10 protein-coding genes are annotated in these 16,085 nt (G+C 73.8%); 6 read left to right on the top strand and 4 right to left on the bottom strand.

The genetic code is table 11. The annotated features are described in order from the left end of the window. Positions 1–478 precede the first annotated feature (478 nt). Both IEY75_RS21285 and IEY75_RS13595 read right to left on the bottom strand, forming a co-directional pair. Positions 479–1,366, bottom strand: coding sequence for a calcium-binding protein (locus IEY75_RS21285; protein WP_189114681.1), 888 nt, complete (start codon positions 1,364–1,366; stop codon positions 479–481). Positions 1,367–1,569: 203 nt separating this feature from the next. Next, positions 1,570–6,612: a peroxidase family protein gene (locus IEY75_RS13595; protein WP_189114680.1), complete on the bottom strand. Its 5,043-nt coding sequence runs from the start codon at positions 6,610–6,612 to the stop codon at positions 1,570–1,572. Between the two features lie 628 nt (positions 6,613–7,240). Between IEY75_RS13595 and IEY75_RS13590 the strand changes: the two genes are divergently transcribed. From IEY75_RS13590 to lepB, 3 genes are all read left to right on the top strand, one after another. Next, positions 7,241–8,923, top strand: coding sequence for an Ig-like domain-containing protein (locus IEY75_RS13590; protein WP_189114679.1), 1,683 nt, complete (start codon positions 7,241–7,243; stop codon positions 8,921–8,923). 86 nt (positions 8,924–9,009) lie between these two features. After that, positions 9,010–10,632 (top strand): multicopper oxidase family protein, encoded by a 1,623-nt coding sequence (locus IEY75_RS13585; RefSeq protein WP_229789660.1) that lies wholly within the window; start codon positions 9,010–9,012, stop codon positions 10,630–10,632. A 22-nt stretch (positions 10,633–10,654) separates the two neighbouring features. Continuing rightward, the gene (gene lepB, locus IEY75_RS13580) at positions 10,655–11,188 is read left to right on the top strand and encodes a signal peptidase I (protein WP_189114678.1); all 534 of its coding nucleotides are present in this window, start codon (positions 10,655–10,657) and stop codon (positions 11,186–11,188) included. Between the two features lie 72 nt (positions 11,189–11,260). Here lepB and IEY75_RS13575 read toward each other — a convergent pair whose 3' ends face one another. Both IEY75_RS13575 and IEY75_RS13570 read right to left on the bottom strand, forming a co-directional pair. Continuing rightward, a complete protein-coding gene (locus IEY75_RS13575) occupies positions 11,261–12,403 on the bottom strand; it encodes a DUF6114 domain-containing protein (protein WP_189114677.1) in 1,143 nt (380 codons plus the stop codon). Between the two features lie 31 nt (positions 12,404–12,434). Beyond that, positions 12,435–12,995, bottom strand: coding sequence for a DUF6230 family protein (locus IEY75_RS13570; protein ID WP_189114676.1), 561 nt, complete (start codon positions 12,993–12,995; stop codon positions 12,435–12,437). A 248-nt stretch (positions 12,996–13,243) separates the two neighbouring features. Between IEY75_RS13570 and IEY75_RS13565 the strand changes: the two genes are divergently transcribed. From IEY75_RS13565 to IEY75_RS13555, 3 genes are all read left to right on the top strand, one after another. Next, positions 13,244–14,269 carry an ROK family protein gene (locus IEY75_RS13565; protein WP_189114675.1) on the top strand — a complete coding sequence of 342 codons (1,026 nt, stop codon included), beginning with the start codon at positions 13,244–13,246 and terminating at the stop codon, positions 14,267–14,269. Between the two features lie 136 nt (positions 14,270–14,405). Beyond that, positions 14,406–15,242 (top strand): ABC transporter substrate-binding protein, encoded by an 837-nt coding sequence (locus IEY75_RS13560; protein ID WP_189114674.1) that lies wholly within the window; start codon positions 14,406–14,408, stop codon positions 15,240–15,242. Then, positions 15,239–16,084 carry an amino acid ABC transporter permease gene (locus IEY75_RS13555; protein WP_229789659.1) on the top strand — a complete coding sequence of 282 codons (846 nt, stop codon included), beginning with the start codon at positions 15,239–15,241 and terminating at the stop codon, positions 16,082–16,084. Before IEY75_RS13560 ends, IEY75_RS13555 begins: the two co-directional genes overlap by 4 nt. The last annotated feature ends 1 nt before the right edge of the window (position 16,085 follow it).

Raw genomic sequence — 16,085 nt, 5'->3', positions numbered from 1 at the left:
GTTGCAGCGTGGTGTTCAGTCTTGCCGACCAGTACGGCAACGCGCACCCCTACCGCCCGACGGCATTCTCCGGCGAGCGTGGGGGTGGGCGGGTACCCCGCTCACCCCCACTGGGCCGAGGAGGCGCGATGCTCCATCGACGACACCGCCGAAAGCGCAGCCTGTGGCGTCCTTGGCGAAGCACGTGTGCGTGTGGAGTTGACTGGTATCCCTGCCCAGACGCGACCGTCCCCGCGCCGCCTCCGGTCATGGCGTCACTGCGCCTGGGAATCTATGTTCTCCATCCTGGGACGCATCCACTGTGGAGCTTTTTCGCCTGACGCCGCTGTTGACCCCTGCCCCACAACACCGCGCTCGTCCACCGAAACCCCGGGAGTCCCGAGGCGAGCCCGACCACACACGGGGCGCGTGGGGCCACGTCGAACCGGACGCGAAGGTGTAGCCGCCAGGCACAGGGCGTGGCCGATCCGCCGAACGGCTATCCCGCGACGCGGTGGCGGGTGTCGCCCTCGGCCGGGCGGTAGTCGGTGAGGATGTCGTTGTAGGTGGTCACGAAGTCGTCGCCGCCCGGGCCGCCGGTGTCCACGTCGTCGCCGCGGCCGCCGTACACCCAGTCGTCGCCCGGGCCGCCGTCGAGGCGGTCGTTGCCGTCGCCGCCGTCGACCGAGTCGGCGCCGGGGCCGCCGTCGAGGCGGTCGTCGCCGGTGTGGGCGTTGAGGTAGTCGTCGCCCTCGCCGCCGCTGAGGTGGTCGCCGCCGGTGTCGCCGGTGACGCGGTCGGCGCCCGGGCCGCCGTCGAGGGTGTCGGGGCCGGTACCGCCGTGGACGGCGTCGTCGCCCGTGCCGCCGTCGGCCCGGTCGAGGCCGCGCCCGCCGTCGATCGTGTCGTCGCCGTCGCCCCCGTCCAGGACGTCGTCGCCGTCACCGCCGCACAGCGTGTCGGGGCCGCCCCGGCCGCGCAGGGTCTGCGGGCCGGGGCCGCCGAGCAGGACGTCGGCGCGGTCGGTGCCGGTCATCGTCGCGTACCCCTTGCGGACCGTTACCGGCAGGCGGGTCTCCGCCGCGCCGTGGGCGACCGCGATGGTGACGTCGGCGACGCCGCGCTGCCCGGCGACGGTGGGCAGGAGCAGGTTGAAGACGTTGAGGGTGGACACCCGGTCCACGGTCGGCGTGCGGGTGGGGACCACGAGCGCCGGGTTGCCGGAGCGCAGCGCGATGCGGAAGGTGCCCGGGTCCACGCCGGGCGGGCCGCCGAGGATCAGCGGCAGCGTCACCTCGTCGGGGCTGTTGCAGCTCGCCTGTCCGAGGGTCACCGTCGGTGCCGGTTCGGCGGCGCCGGCCGGCGCCGCGACGGCGAGCGCGCCCACGAGGACGGCAGCCGCGGCCGCCGGAATCCGGTCTGTGCGAAGGTGCGGCAACGTCGACTCCCGGGGTGCGGTGGCTGCGCCGGACGGCGTAGCCCACACCGTACTGAACCGGTGCATCCTGGGCTAAAAAACCACCCCTCGAAAGGGGACCCGGGCCACCCCCGCGCCGCTGGCGGGGGTGACCCGGGTCCGGGGGCCGCGGGCTACCGGGCGACGACCGCGTTCGACTGGCCGGACGCGGCGCTCTCCCCGACAGAGTTCACCGCGGTGACCAGGAACCGGTACGTGCCCGCCCGCAGGGTCACCGTGCTGGCTCGGCTGGCGGCCGAGCGCAGCGGGAGCGTGGTGACCCCGACGACCCGGGTGCCGGACATCCGCAGCGCGGTGATCCGGTACCCCGTTACTGCCGCGCCGCCGGTGCTGGCCGGCGTGGACCAGCGGACGCCCGCGGTGACCGCGCCACCGGCGGCGCCCGAGGTCGCGGTGCCGATCCGCGGCGCGCTGGCCACGGTCGCCGGCACGACGGCCGGCGACCGCTTCGAGGCCGCGCCGACGCCGACGGCGTTGAACGCCCGCACGTCGAACGTGTACCCGCGCCCGTTCACCAGCCCGGTCACCCGGACGAGCCGGGCCGCCGGGGTGGCCCGCACGGTCTTGACGACCGTGCTGCCGCTGAACGCCCGCACGTAGTACCCGGTGACCGCGCTGCCGCCCGTGCTGGCCGGCGCCGTCCACCGGACGACCGCCGAGGCGTTGCCCCGCGACACCTGGCCGAGGCCCGGCGCCGAGGGCGGGCCGACCCGCGGCACGACCGCGGCCGTCGGGGCCGAGGCCGGGCCGGCCACCCGGGCGTTGCGGGCCAGCACCGTGAAGGTGTGGCCGACGCCGTTGGCCAGCGGCGCGACGACGGCGCTCGTGGCCGTGCCGGCGGCGGTCACGACCCGGACCGGGTTGGGGTTGCCGGCGGTGAACACCCGGATCTCGTAGCCGGTCAGCGGTACGCCGCCGGTGTCGGCCGGCCTCGTCCACGTCACGGTCGCGGAGGCCGGGCCGGCGGCCGCGGACACCGCGGTCGGCGCCCCGGGGACGCCGGCGGGCGTGACCGCGTTCGACAGCGCCGAGACACCCGAGTCCCCGGCGCCGCTGTGGGCGAGCACCCGGAACCGGTACGCGGTGCCGTTGGCCAGGCCCGGGACCACCGTGCTGGTGGTGCCGCCGCCGACGGTGACCGTCTTCACCGGCGCCGTGGAGGTGCCGGCGAGGACGGTGACGTCGTAGCCGGTCACGTCCGCGCCCCGGAGGGTCGCCGCGGTCCAGGTCACCGTCGCCGTGGTGTCGCCGGCCGTGGCGGTCCCGATCGCGGGGGCGTCGGGCTCCAGGACGACCGGCACCGCGTCGCCGTCGAAGACGAGCTGCTCGACGTTGCGCAGCGTGTCCACGCCGTCGGCCAGGCTGCCCCGGGCGTGGGTGACCCGGATGCCGCCGCCGGGGGCGTCGGTGATGTCGTAGTTCTCCTGCGGCTCGCTGAACACGGCCGTGTCGTTGCCCGCGGTCGGCGAGGTCAGGATCTCCCGGACGATGACGATGCTGCCCGGGTCGAGGCGACCCGCGAGCACGTCCGGCTGGAGCTCCAGCATGGAGTTCGCGGTGCGGACCTCGGTGGCCGGGTCGGCCGGGTCGGTGCGGACCGACAGCCGGACGTTGAGCCAGGCGTCGCCGTCGATGACGTCGTTGCCGCCCCGCCCACTGATCCGGTCGTCGCCGGCGCCGCCGAGCAGGATGTTGCCGCCGGTGAAGTCGTCGGCCCCGCCCAGGAGCTGCCGCAGCCCGCGGACCTTGTCGACCTGCGCCCCGTTGACCAGCTCGTGGCCGACCATCGCGGCCGCGTCGGCGTCGTCGCCGATCAGCTCGTCGTCGCGGTCCCAGCCGGACAGGCCCTCGACCAGGTCGTACCGGTCGTTGAGGGTGTCCAGCGCCGGGTTGACCAGGCCGGTGCGGCGCAGGTCGGCGTGCGCCGGCTGCTGGTCGCCCTTGTGGGTCACCCAGTCGAAGCCGAGCATCCCCTCGTTGCGCTCCACGCCCGGCCCGGCGACCATGACGTCGTTGCCGCCCTCGGCGTCGTAGTCGTCGGCGCCGCCCTCGCCCGCGAGGACGTCGTCGCCGGGCAGGTTCGGGTCGTCCTGGAACGGCGCGCCGTTGTCGCCCTGGAGCAGGTCGGCCTGGTCGCCGCCCTGGATCCAGTCGTCCCCGCCGTCGCCGAACACGGTGTCCGCCGACTCGCCGCCGTAGACGAAGTCGTCGCCCTCGCCGGCCAGCGTCTCGGAGGGGTCCGACCCGCCGTTGACGAAGTCCTTGCCGCGCCCGCCCTGGAGCAGGTCCAGGCCGCCGCCGCCGGTGATCGCGTCGTTGCCGTCACCGCCCTTGACGTCGTCGTCGCCGAAGGTGTCGGTGAGGATGTCGTTGCCCTTGCCGCCGATGTGCATGTCGTTGCCGGCGCCGCCCTCGATCCGGTCGTCGCCGTCGCCACCCCGCAGGGTGTCGTCGCCCTCGCTGGAGGTGATCCGGTCGGCGGCCGGGGTGCCCAGGAACAGCACGTGCTTGTCCCCGGCGTACCGGACGGTGCCGTCGGGCAGGCGGGTGAGCAGGGTGCGCTCGTCGTACTCGGTGGCCGGGTCGTCCAGGACCGGCCCCGAGGTGCCGAGCCGGGCCAGGTTGAACGTGTAGTCCGGCCGGGAGAAGACGTCGGCGGGCAGGCCGTCCACGTCGGTGTTGCGCTCGATCAGCTCGGCGAACGAGTTGCCTTCGAGCTGGGTGAGCAGGTTCAGGCCGGCGGTGCGGCTCAGGTAGTACAGCCGGTCGCCGTCCTGGAGGCGCTCCATCTGCGTCTCGAAGACGAAGTTGAACGTCGGGCCGAGCAGGCCGCCGAACGGCGACTGCTTCTCGGCCAGGCCGCCCACCCAGAAGTCGACCCGGTCCAGGCCGGTGGCCTGGGCGGCCCACGCGCCCGTGCCGTTCATGAACTCGGCCGAGTCGCCCGGGGTGCCGGCCACGGCCGGGTCGCCCGCGACGATCCGGGTCGCCGCCGCGCGGCGCTGCGCGGCGGTGCCGGTGATGCTTGGGTGCGTGCCGTACGCGGCGACGAAGTTGGCCAGCGACTCGCGGTGCCGCAGGGCGACGCCGAAGTCGTTCCAGTCGTCGTAGGGCTTGAGCAGCGCCTGGCCGGTCGCGGCGTGGAACTGCCGGCGGGCGGCGTTCAGCGTCGGCATCCCGGTCTCGCGGCCCCGGGCGATGTTCAGCGTCGCCAGGTCCAGGGGCAGGCCGAGCAGGCGGTTGCGCAGCGCCTCGGTGACGAACTCGTCCAGCTCGTTGCCGACCTGGTCGGTCATGCCGCGGACGATGTCGCCCGTGGCCTGCTCCGGGGTGCGGCCACCGGCGGTGTACGCGGGCGGGTTCAGGAACGCCGCCAGCAGGTCGATGTCGTCGCGGCTGCCGTCGGCGCGGACCCGGGCCACCTGCTCGTTGAGCATCGAGTGGCCGAAGCGGTACACGACGTGCGCGAACTCGGCCGAGATCGCCGAGTTCACGGCGGTGTCGTAGCCGGCGAACACGTTCACCTGCGGCTGTACCTTGCGGGCGAACTCCTCGAACGCCAGGTGCTGGTACTGCATCTCGGTGACGAACTTGGCGGCCTGGAACAGGCGCTCGCCGTTCCACGCGCCGCCGCCGAGCTGCCACTGCGGCACGCTGGCCGGATCCTCAGTGGTCAGGACGTCGCGGATGTCGCCGACGAGCCGGTTGTGCTCGGCGTGGAAGATCTGGTGCACCGCGGACAGGCCGATGTTCTCGTTGGCCCGGCCGTCGCCGGTGATGAAGTGCCGGCCCAGCATCTCGTCGTCGTACGTGGTCGGGTTGTTGTCGTCGCCGGTGCCCGGGTCGGCGTCGGGGGTCGCCGGGACCTTCGGGGTCGCCGGGTTGTGGTCGTGGTCGACCGCGCCGGGCGCCGCGTGGTGGGCGATGTCGTCGAGGAAGGCGTGCCCGGTGCGGACCGCGTCGGCCGGGACGGCCACGCCGGCCCCGCCGCCTGCGGCCGGGTCGCCCTCGACCAGGACGCCGCCGGGGCGGACGATCTGCGGGAAGCCGTGCGGGCCGCGGGCGAACCGGCCGTACGGGTCGGTGGCCAGCAGCGGGATGTTCAGCACGTCGCCGTCGGTGAGCCGGATGCCCAGCTTCTGGGCCGCCTGCTCCTTCGTCGCGGCCCACGTCGCCAGGCCGCCGTCGGGGCCGGTGAGCAGGGTGCCGTTGCTGACGGGGCGGCCGGCGGCCAGGTCGTAGGAGCGCAGGAACACCTGGTGCGAGGGGTGCGAGGCGTACGTCTGGCTCTGGTCGACGAACGTCGCCGTCTGGTTGGTGGCGTTGCGGACGTCGTCGGCGCTCTCGTCCACGGCCGGGGTCGCCGGGTTGTCGCCGAGGACGCCGTCGGGGCCGGGCTGGTTCTGCGAGCGGGTCAGCACCATGAAGTTGGTCTGACTGCCCGGCTGGTACAGCGGGTCGTCGGGCTGCAGCGGCATGTAGACGGTGCCGCCGCCCTTGTTGACCAGGTCCAGGCCGTGGTCGAAGAACTGGCCGAACAGGGTGAACCACGAGTTGTAGGGGGCGGACAGGCCCGCGTCGGGGGCGACGTTGGGGATCTCGAAGGCGCCCTGGGCGTTCGGGGTGGCGCCGGGGCCGGCGGCGGCGACGGCGGCCGGGTTCCGGTCGGTCTGGTCGACGACCAGGTTGCTGACCACGCGCGGCTCGGCGTCGTTGACCATGCCCTTCTTCTGGGCGTACGACGTGCCGTCGCCGACGTTGACCGGCCCGGGGCCGTCGGGGTCGGCGGCCCACGGCTGGGCGGCGGTGTAGTTCGGCTCGGTGAGGCGCAGGAACGGCTGGTCGGCGGAGCCGTACGTCGCGCGCCCGGCGACGAGGTTGTTCTGGGTGCCGTCGACGGTCCGCAGCCCCCACGGCAGCTCCGCGCCCTGCTGCGCCTGGTTCGGGATCTGGTTCGGTCCACTGCCGAGCAGCGCGCCGCCCGCGGCGTGCGCCTCGGCGATCTTGATCTGCTGGAGGATGAACTTCAGGTCCGACGGGTTCAGGTTGAACCCCTGGCCCACGGGCGCGGCGGAGGCGGCCTGCGGCGGGATTCCCGCCAGGCCCACTCCTAGCGCGACGCCCAGCGTGGCGGCGAGCAACGGGCGGATGCGCACGGCGAAGTTCCTCTCGTCGGGGACCTGGGTGCTTCGATGATTCCGTCCGCGCCTTTGATCGGACTGTGTCCGCAATTGCCCCCCGGGGCGGTCAGCGCGGTCCGATTTCAGCGACCACTCAGCCGGACCGGACCAAACGCGTGCCGCCCTCCCGCCTTTCCGCCCGTGCACTCCGACGACCGTCGGCGGTGGTGGTACGAACGGTCAGCGGAGGCGCCGAAAGGTGGGGGCGCGGACGCCCCGACCCGGCATTTGTGCGCGCGGGAAAGCGCTGTCCGTACTGACGTCAGCCAATATGTCCAGTGGCGTGGACAAGCCCGTCGTCACGTTCGGTCCGCGGCGTCGGCCAGATCCGCCCGAAAGGCCAGCACGAGGACATCGCCGCAGGTCACAACGGTGACCCACTGTCGGCGGTCAATGCGGACGAAACTCGTGAACCCCAGTGGGCACACCCGTCCCGAGAGTGCGGGAACGGCCGTCTATTTCGCCGGTCGAGGCGCTACACGCTGAGCGGCGGCGACCGGCGCACACCGTCCTTGCCTCAGGCCGGCGTGCGCTTGAACACTTCTCGGCACCGGCACGTAAACCCCGCTGTCACACCCCCACCCGCTCGGAGGACGACTACTTCATGGGTTCCCATATTCTTCTCGGAAAGCGCGCCCTGGCGCTCGCTTCCGCCGCCGCGCTGGCCGTCCTGGTCGGCCCGCTACCGGCCAGCGCCGCCCTCCCCGTCGTCGGGCCCGTCAACAACGTGACGGGCTATCCGATGTACGTCGAGGACTCGGCGGGCACCCGCCTGGCGATGTGCGACGACCCCGCGCAGGGCTGCGCGATGTCGGAGCTGCCCGACCTCGGCAAGCCGATGTCCTACCCGGACAACTACGCGGTGGAGAACTTCTACTTCGCCGCCTCGGCCACCCTGGCCGGCGCCGTCAACGGCACGTTCGTGATCGCGCTGGAGTCGACGTACGTCAACGAGGCGGTCGTCCCCGGCCAGGAGGCGCTGTTCACCCGGATCCGGCTCGACAAGGTCGACGGCCTCCAGCCCAACCAGACCTACACGGTCACCCACCCGTACGGCGACTTCACCATCACCGCCGACGGGGACGGGCAGGTCAAGCGCGGCTTCCACACCGCCGACGTCGGCTGCTTCTCGCCCACCGAGGGCGACCCGGCGGCGGACCCCGCCTCGTGCATGAACGACGGCTGGAAGCGGGCGACCAACGCCTTCGCCGGGGACCAGGGCGGCGCCGGCAACGCCGCGCCGTTCCTGAGCTGGGACCCGGCCGTGGCTCCCGCCGCGCCGGCCGGCCACCTCGGCGACGTCAACGTGGCCCACAAGGTCACCGGCTCCACGCTCGTCGACGCCACCGGCGCCCCGCAGAACTACCTGCGGATCAGCGGCCCCGGCGTGGACACCCGCACCGACCTCTGGAACCTCCAGGGCCGGCTCGCCGAGGTCAACGCCGGCAACCCGCCGACGGCCCCGAACCTCGACGACGCGTCCGACACCGGCTGGTCGATGCTCGACAACGTCACCAACGACAACACCCCGACGTTCAGCGGCCGGGCCTCCGGCGCCAGCGTCGACCTGATGGAGGGCGACACCGTGCTCGGCACCGCCGACGTGGCGGCCGGCAAGTTCTCGGTCACCGTGGCCGCGGACAAGGCGCTGGCCGACGGCGCGCACGTGCTGAAGGTCCGCAGCGGCGACGACAGCTCCGCCCCGACCACGGTCACCGTGGACACCGCGGCCCCCGCGGCGCCGGGCGCCCCGGTGGCGACGGCGACCAGCAACAGCACGGCCCGGCTGACCTGGAACGGCGTGGCCGGCGCGGAGCGGTACACCGTGTTCCGGGACGACGTGGCGGTGGCCAACCGGATCGCGGGCGACATCGGCGAGGGCGGCGACGCCAGCGTCGGCGGCCTGTACGGCAAGGTCTCGCGCGTCCAGCTCTCGGCCACCGACGAGGCGGGCAACACCTCGGGCAGGTCGGTGGCGCGCAAGGTCGGCATCCCGGGCGCGGTCAAGGCGACCGCCGCCCACGGCAGCACCGCCGACAAGGTCGTCAACACCAAGGTCACCTGGACGACGGCGGTCAACAACAGCGCCGCGGTCACCGGCTACCGGGTCACCTCGTACGAGAACCGGACCGGCCGCAAGATCACCAAGGTGGTCAAGCCGAACCTGCGCTACCTGTACTTCACCGGTCTCAAGAAGAACGTGAAGTACCGGTTCGTGGTCCAGGCCGTCAACAAGTTCGGCACCGCCCCGGCGTCGCCGTACTCCGGCTGGGCCACCGCCCGCTGACCCACCGCACCACCGGCCGCCCCCGGCGCTGTCACCCGCCGGGGGCGGCCACCCCCCTCCCCCCACCTCACCCGCAAGGAGCCTCCATGGACGCGCAGCCGCAGAGCGGACGCATGAACCGCCGCGACATCCTCCGGTGGAGTGCTGCCGGTGCCCTGACCGCCGCCGCCGCGACGGCGATCCCGCTGACCCGCGAGGTGAAGACCGCGACGCTGCCGGCGCTGCCGGCCTCGAAGATGCCCAAGCCCTACACCGCGGCGTTCGTCCGGCCGCCGGTGCTCAAGCCGTACCAGACCGGCAAGGACCAGCTCGGCCGGTTCGCCCGGTACACGATCTCGCAGCGGCCGGGCGTGGCCAACCTCGTCCCCAACCTGCGCACGCCGATCTACGCGTACAACGGGATCTTCCCCGGCCCGGTCATCGAGCTGGACCAGGGCGTGCGCGCGTACGTGCGGATGCGCAACAAGCTGCCCGCGAACCACCCGCGGCTGAGCCACCCCTTCCACACCTCGACCCACCTGCACGGGTCGGCGTCGATGCCCCAGTACGACGGGTACGCCAACGACATCACCATGCCGGGCTACTACAAGGAGTACCGCTACCCGAACTTCCAGCCGGCCCGGACCCTCTGGTACCACGACCACGGGGTGCACCACACCGCCGAGAACGTGTACAGCGGCCTGGCCGCCTTCTACCTCATGCACGACCCCGCCGAGCGGGCGCTGCTGCCGCAGGGCGAGTTCGACGTGCCGCTGATGGTCAACGACATCATGCTCGCCGCCGACGGCGCCCCCAACTACAACGACCGGACCCACTCCGGCCTGTGGGGCGACATCATCCTGGTCAACGGCCAGCCGTGGCCGGTGATGAAGGTCAAGCGCCGGGTGTACCGGTTCCGCGTCCTCAACGCCTCCATCTCCCGGTCGTACCGGTTCCAGCTCAGCACCGGCGACCCGGTCACCATGGTCGCCACCGACGGCGGGCTGATGCCGGTGGCCCAGCAGGTGGGGAGCTGGCGGCACGGCAGCGCCGAGCGGTACGAGATCCTGATCGACTTCCGCAAGTACAAGGCGGGCCAGCGGATCGAGCTGCGCAACCTCAGCAACAAGAACAACGTGGACTTCGCCAACACCGGCAAGGTGATGGCCTTCGACGTGGTCGACGACGCGTTCACGACCGTCAACAACAAGATCCCGACGACGCTCGTGGGCAGCCCGGTCATGAAGCTCACCGAGGCGCAGTCGCTGCGCTCGCGGCGCCTGGAGGTCGAGCGCAAGCACGACATGTGGACGATCAACGGCAAGACGTGGCACGACGTGGGCGAGAGCGGCTTCCGGGACGTCGTCTCGAACCCCGACCTCAACGACGTCGAGCTGTGGGAGATCGAGAACAAGTCGGGCGGCTGGTTCCACCCGGTCCACATCCACCTGATCGACTTCCAGATCCTCAGCCGCAACGGCGCGCCCGCGTTCCCCTGGGAGCGCGGCCCCAAGGACGTCGTGTACGTCGGCGAGGGCGAGACCGTGCGCCTGCTGATGCGCTTCGAGCACCAGAAGGGCAAGTACATGATCCACTGCCACAACCTGCCGCACGAGGACCACGACATGATGCAGCAGTTCAGCGTCGGCCTCAAGGCCGGGGCGGTGGACGTCAACGATCCGATCAACGCCGCCAAGGCGGTCAAGGACACCCTCCCGCCCTGGGCGTGAGGGTCGACAGGCCGACAACCCGATGACGCCGCCCGCCGACCTCCCCCGCGCAGCCGCCGGGGGAGGTCGGCCTCGCCGTCGGCCGCGCCGCTGGCTCGCCGCGGGCGCGGCCGTCGCGGCGGGCGCCGCGCTCGTCCTGGCGACGCGCGGCGTCGTCGCCGAGCCGGTCCGGGTCGAGTCCGCGAGCATGGCGCCGACGCTGGAGGTCGGCCAGCGGGTGCTGATGGACAAGGTGAGCATCCGCCTGCTCCCGCCGCGCCGGTCCGAGCTGGTCGTGTTCCGGGGGCCCGCCGACGGCGCCCTGACCCTCAAACGGGTCGTCGGGGTGGCCGGCGACGAGGTGTCGATCGAGGACGCACAGCTTGTGGTGAACGGCGCGAAGGTCGACGAGCCGTACGTCGACCTGGCGTCCGTCGACGGGCTGTACTACGGGCCGGTGCGGGTACCCGACGGCATGGTCCTCGTCCTCGGCGACAACCGGGCGCAGTCGGTCGACTCGCGCGCGTACGGGCCGGTCCCGCTGGACGCCGTCCGGGGCCGCGTCCCGTCCTGGTGACCCGGTACCGCGCCGGGATCGGCACCGCGGTGACGGGACACCGGTCGCCGGGCGAGGCCCGGTCCCGCCGGGTCAGTCCTCGTGGGTCAGGGCGAGCGCCGGCATCGTCAGGCGGTCGCTGCGGACCGCGACCACGTCCAGCGACGGCGAGGTCAGCGACATCCCCGTGAGCTGCGGCGGCGGCGCGGCGGGCGTGTACTCGACCGGCGCCCCGGCCACCGCGCCGGCCAGGCGCGTCGCGTACAGGGTCACGTTGCCCTGGAAGGTGAGGCTCGCGCCGCTGACCACCGTGGCCCCGCGCGGGCCGCGCAGGCGCAGCTCGACGTCGGTGGCGGTGGAGCTGTCCATCGTGAACCGGAGGGCGCGGACGCGGCCGGCGCGGGTCGGCAGCTCGACCACCCCGTCGTAGGAGAGGCCGGCCATGTCGACGGCCCCGCCGGTGAGCAGGGCCTGCTGGCCGGCCACGGTCGGCCCTCCGGCGGGCGCCTCCAGCGGTACCACCGGGCCGGGGCGCCGGATGTCGGCGGCGGTACACCCGTCGTCCGGGTCGCGCGCCCCCGCGGCCGGCACCGCCGGGACCCGCGGACGCGCGGCGGCGGACCGGCGGGCGGCGTCCACCGCGTGCGCGGCGCCCGCGGCCGGCGTCACACCGGGCGGGCAGGGCAGCGCGAGGGCCGGCCGGCCGGCGGCCGGGGCGAGCAGGCCGGCCGGCACGACGGCGAGCAGGACCGCCGCGGCCGGCCCCAGCCGCTGCCCGGGGGAGCGGCGGCGGGAACCCTCCGGCGCGGCGGCGCGGCGGCCTCGGGGAACCTCCCGGGCGGCGGCGCGGCGGTGCCGGGCGGCGGAGGCCGCGGGCGCCGCCGGGTCCGGGGGCACCCGCGGGACCCAGCCGGCCGTGAACGCGACGCCGAGGATGCCGGCCAGCGTGCCCACGACGAGGCCGCCGAGGTTCAGGCCGACCAGCGCGCCGAGGGCGGCGAGGCCGCCGACGGCGGCCCAGGCCAGCCGGTGGCGCGGCGCCGCCCACACCCCGATGCCGCTGAGCAGCAGGGCGGCGGGGACCAGCCAGGCCGCCAGCCCGGCGGGACCCTCGGCGAGGGCCAGCCCGGTGACCCGCACCTGTGCCGTGGCCAGCGTCCAGCAGCCCGCGAACAGCAGCAGGAGCCCCCCGGCGACCGGCCGGCGGGCGGACCAGCCGGGCTCCGCGGTACTCACGGCCGCCCCGGAGCGCGGCGGCGGGCGACAGTCAGAAGCACTCCCGCTCCACCCCCATGCCGAGGTCGACGTCCACGCCGTGCAGCCGCAGATCGGCGGCGCTGGCGGCCTGGGTGAGCTGGCGCAGGTCGGTGATCACCACGCGCGCGGCGGACTGGCCGAGGGAGCCGGCGGCGGCCGAGCCGAGGTCGCCCGCGTCGCGTCCGATGGCGACGTCGTCGAAGGTGGCCCGGCCGGCCAGCGCCTGCGAGTCGATCCGCAGGTCGCGGGCGGTGACCGGCGCGCCGTCGCGCCCGGCGCGGAGGGTGAGCACGAGCGGGAGCAGCGGCGCCCGCACCGACTGGCAGTAGTCGTACAGGCGCGCCCGCGCGATCCCGGCGACGGCCACGGGGGCACCGTCGCCGTACTGGACGAAGCCGTCGCCCTCGACCCGGCCGGCCGAGACCTTCGTGGGGACGCCGGCCGCCGCGAGCGAGGCCGGCAGGAGGCCGTCGGCCACGGCGTACAGCAGGCCGGCGGCGACCGCCAGCGCGGGCAGGCCGACGGCGGCGGCCCGGCCCCAGTGCAGGCGGCCGGTCGGGGGCTGGCGCATCTCCACCTCCCCGGTGCGTCGATGTGTCGGACTCTGCGGCTTTTGATCCTGCGCTCCCCGCCCGCGCCGGTGCCACCTCCGCCCGGCCCGCACCCCGTCCCCCGAACGCCGCGGCGCCCCCGGTCGCCCGCCCGGTACCGCCTCCGGGTGGCCGACACGCCCGCCCCGGAGTCGCGCAGACCGACATTCTCGGGCCGTTGGCGCCGTTCGCCGTGCCCGGGGCCGCCGCACCGGCGAGGATGACCGTCATGACCGATCGTCAGCCCGCGCCGCTCGTCGTCGGCCTCGACAACGGCGGCACGACGAACAACGCGACCGTCCTGGCCGGCAACCGCTTCCTCGTCGACGGCATGGTCGAGACGCCGAGCCGGGTCCGGGAGGGGCCGGAGGCGGCGATCGCGGCGCTGGCCGAGGCGTACGAGCAGATCCTCGCCCTGGCGCACCTGGACCGGACGCAGATCGCCGCCGTCGGCCTGGACACCCCGGGGCCGGCCGACGCCCGCGGCGTGATCTCGCGCAAGGGGTCCACCAACTTCGCGCACCCCGGCTGGCACGGCTTCGACGTGCGGGCGGCGCTGGAGGAGCGGCTGGGCGTGCCCGTCACGTACCACAACGACGGCAACGCGGCGGCCCTGTACGCCCACCGGACGCACCTGCGCGAGCGGGCCGGCAGCGCCAGCTCCGTGTCGGTGATCGTGGGCACCGGGCTCGGCGGCGGGATCGTCGTCGACGGCCGCGTGCTGACCGGCGCGGCGGGGATGGCGGGCGAGCTGGGGCACGTGCCGATCCCGCTGGACGGCCTGCTCGACGCGGGCCAGCCCGTCCCGACCTGCCAGTGCGGGACGCCGGGCGACGCCGAGAGCGTCGCGTCGCTGACCGCCATCACCGGGCACCTGCTGCCGTACTGGCTGACCCGGTACCCGGACCACCCCCTGCACGCCGAGCCCGCCGACCGGGCCGGCCGGCAGGTGCGCGGGTACGGCGAGCGGCAGGACCCGCTCGCGCTGCGCATCTTCGCGCAGCAGGCGATGGCCATCGGGCGGCTGCTGACGATCGTCGCCAACGTCCTGGACCCGCACGTCTACCTCATCGGCGGCGGGGTGGTGGAGACCGCGCCCGCGTTCCGCCGGTGGTTCCTGGACCAGGTCCGCGCGCACACCGCGCTGCGGGCCGAGCAGGCCGCGGTGGCGGAGTTCGCCCTGGTCCCGGACCTGGACATGGCCGGCGCCCGGGGAGCCGCGCTGGCCGCCGCCGCGGCGGTGCCCGCCGGCTGATCCCGGACGCCGCGGCGCGGATGCCGGACTCGTTTCGGTTTGCGCCCCGGCCGGCGCGGCGGCGCTCAGACACCGTTGCGCATCGATTTCGACCGCTGAGTGGCGGCGGCCGCCGAGGCTGGACGATGATCCGCTCATGACTCAGAACACCGACCCGCTTCCCCGCTGGAAGCGGCGCGCGTTGGTCGTGCCCGCGCTCGCCGCCGCCCTCGCCGCCGCCGCGACCGGGTGCACCAAGAAGGAGTCCGGCACCACCACCGATGCCGGCGTGAACCTCGTGGCCGCCGGCAAGCTGACCACCTGCACCCACCTGCCGTACGAGCCGTTCCAGTTCAAGGAGGCCGACGGCCGGGTCGTGGGCTTCGACGTCGACATCGTCGACCTGGTCGCCAAGAACCTGAAGGTGACGCAGGAGGTCAAGGACATGCCCTGGGAGGGCATCAAGTCCGGGCAGGCCCTGAACTCCGGCCAGTGCGACATCGCCGCCGCCGGCATCACCATCACCGAGGACCGCAAGAAGGTGCTCGACTTCTCTGACTCGTACTTCAACGCGACCCAGGCGATGGTCATGCGCGCCGACGCCGCGTACGCGAAGCTGGAGGACCTCAAGGGCAAGAAGGTCGGCGTGCAGGCGGCCACGACGGGCGCGGAGTACGTCGAGAAGCAGAACAAGGACGGCAACCTCGGCCTGGAGGTCGTCTCCTACCGCGACCTCGCCGCGCTGAAGCAGGCGCTGGCCACCAACCAGGTCGAGGTCGCCGTCAACGACATGCCGGTGCTCGCCCTCCAGGTGAAGAAGGAGCCCACCAAGTACACGGTCGGCGCCACCTTCGACACCGGCGAGAAGTACGGCTTCGCCCTCAAGAAGGGCGGCAACCCGAAGCTGGTGGAGGCGGTCAACAAGGCCATCGCCGACGCCCGGTCCGACGGCACGTACGACAAGATCTACAAGCAGTGGATCGCGACCAGTTGAGTGCTCCCGCGAGCGCGCCGGCGGCTCCCGCGCCGCCGGCGCCGCGCCGCCGGCTGACCCGGCGGCAGCGACAGCGACTGGTCCGGGTGGCCGGCTACCTGGTCTTCGCGGCGGTGCTGGCGGGCGTCGCGCTCGGCGCCGACTGGGGCCGGCTCGCCGACGCGTTCTTCCGCCCGGACATCGCCGCCGAGCTCTTTCCCGAGATCATCACGGTGGCGCTGGTCAACACGCTGCTGTTCACCGGGCTGGCGTTCGCCTTCGGGCTGGTCCTGGGCATGGCGCTGGCCCTGATGCGCCTGTCCTCGATCCTGCCGTACCGGTGGTTCGCCATCGGGTACATCGAGTTGTTCCGCGGCCTGCCGTCCCTGCTCGTGCTGTTCATGGTCGGCTTCGGCGTGCCGCTGGCCTTCCCGGAGGCGCAGATCGTCGGCGGCGTGTACGGGGCCGTGTCGTTCGGCCTGGGCCTGTGCGCCGCGGCCTACATGGCCGAGACGCTGCGCGCCGGCATCCAGGCCGTCCCGAAGGGGCAGCTCGAAGCGGCCCGCTCGCTGGGCATGTCGCACGCCCGCGCGATGGTCTCGATCATCCTGCCGCAGGCGTTCCGCATCGTGATCCCGCCGTTGACCAACGAGTTCATCATGCTCACCAAGGACACCTCGCTCGCGTACGTCCTCGGCGTGACCGCCAGCAGCATCGAGGTCACGAAGTTCGCCGGGGACGCGCTCAACCGCACGGTCAACGCCACCCCCCTGGTGGTGGCGGGCTTCGTGTACCTGCTGATCACGCTGCCGCTGTCGCAGCTCGTGCAGCGGCTCGAACGCCGCGGCAACCGGAGGAAGTGAC

The sequence above is a fragment of the Pilimelia terevasa genome, from assembly GCF_014647915.1.
Classification (GTDB): Bacteria; Actinomycetota; Actinomycetes; order Mycobacteriales; family Micromonosporaceae; genus Pilimelia; species Pilimelia terevasa.
This window is presented reverse-complemented; position numbering and strand designations above follow the sequence as displayed.

Excerpts from the sequence above, each read along its gene's own strand:
- IEY75_RS13590 (WP_189114679.1), top strand. The coding sequence starts at position 7,241 with ATGGGTTCCCATATTCTTCTCGGAAAGCGCGCCCTGGCGCTCGCTTCC.
- IEY75_RS13570 (WP_189114676.1), bottom strand. The coding sequence starts at position 12,995 with ATGCGCCAGCCCCCGACCGGCCGCCTGCACTGGGGCCGGGCCGCCGCC.
- IEY75_RS13560 (WP_189114674.1), top strand. The coding sequence starts at position 14,406 with ATGACTCAGAACACCGACCCGCTTCCCCGCTGGAAGCGGCGCGCGTTG.
- IEY75_RS13565 (WP_189114675.1), top strand. The coding sequence starts at position 13,244 with ATGACCGATCGTCAGCCCGCGCCGCTCGTCGTCGGCCTCGACAACGGC.
- IEY75_RS13585 (WP_229789660.1), top strand. The coding sequence starts at position 9,010 with ATGGACGCGCAGCCGCAGAGCGGACGCATGAACCGCCGCGACATCCTC.
- lepB (WP_189114678.1), top strand. The coding sequence starts at position 10,655 with ATGACGCCGCCCGCCGACCTCCCCCGCGCAGCCGCCGGGGGAGGTCGG.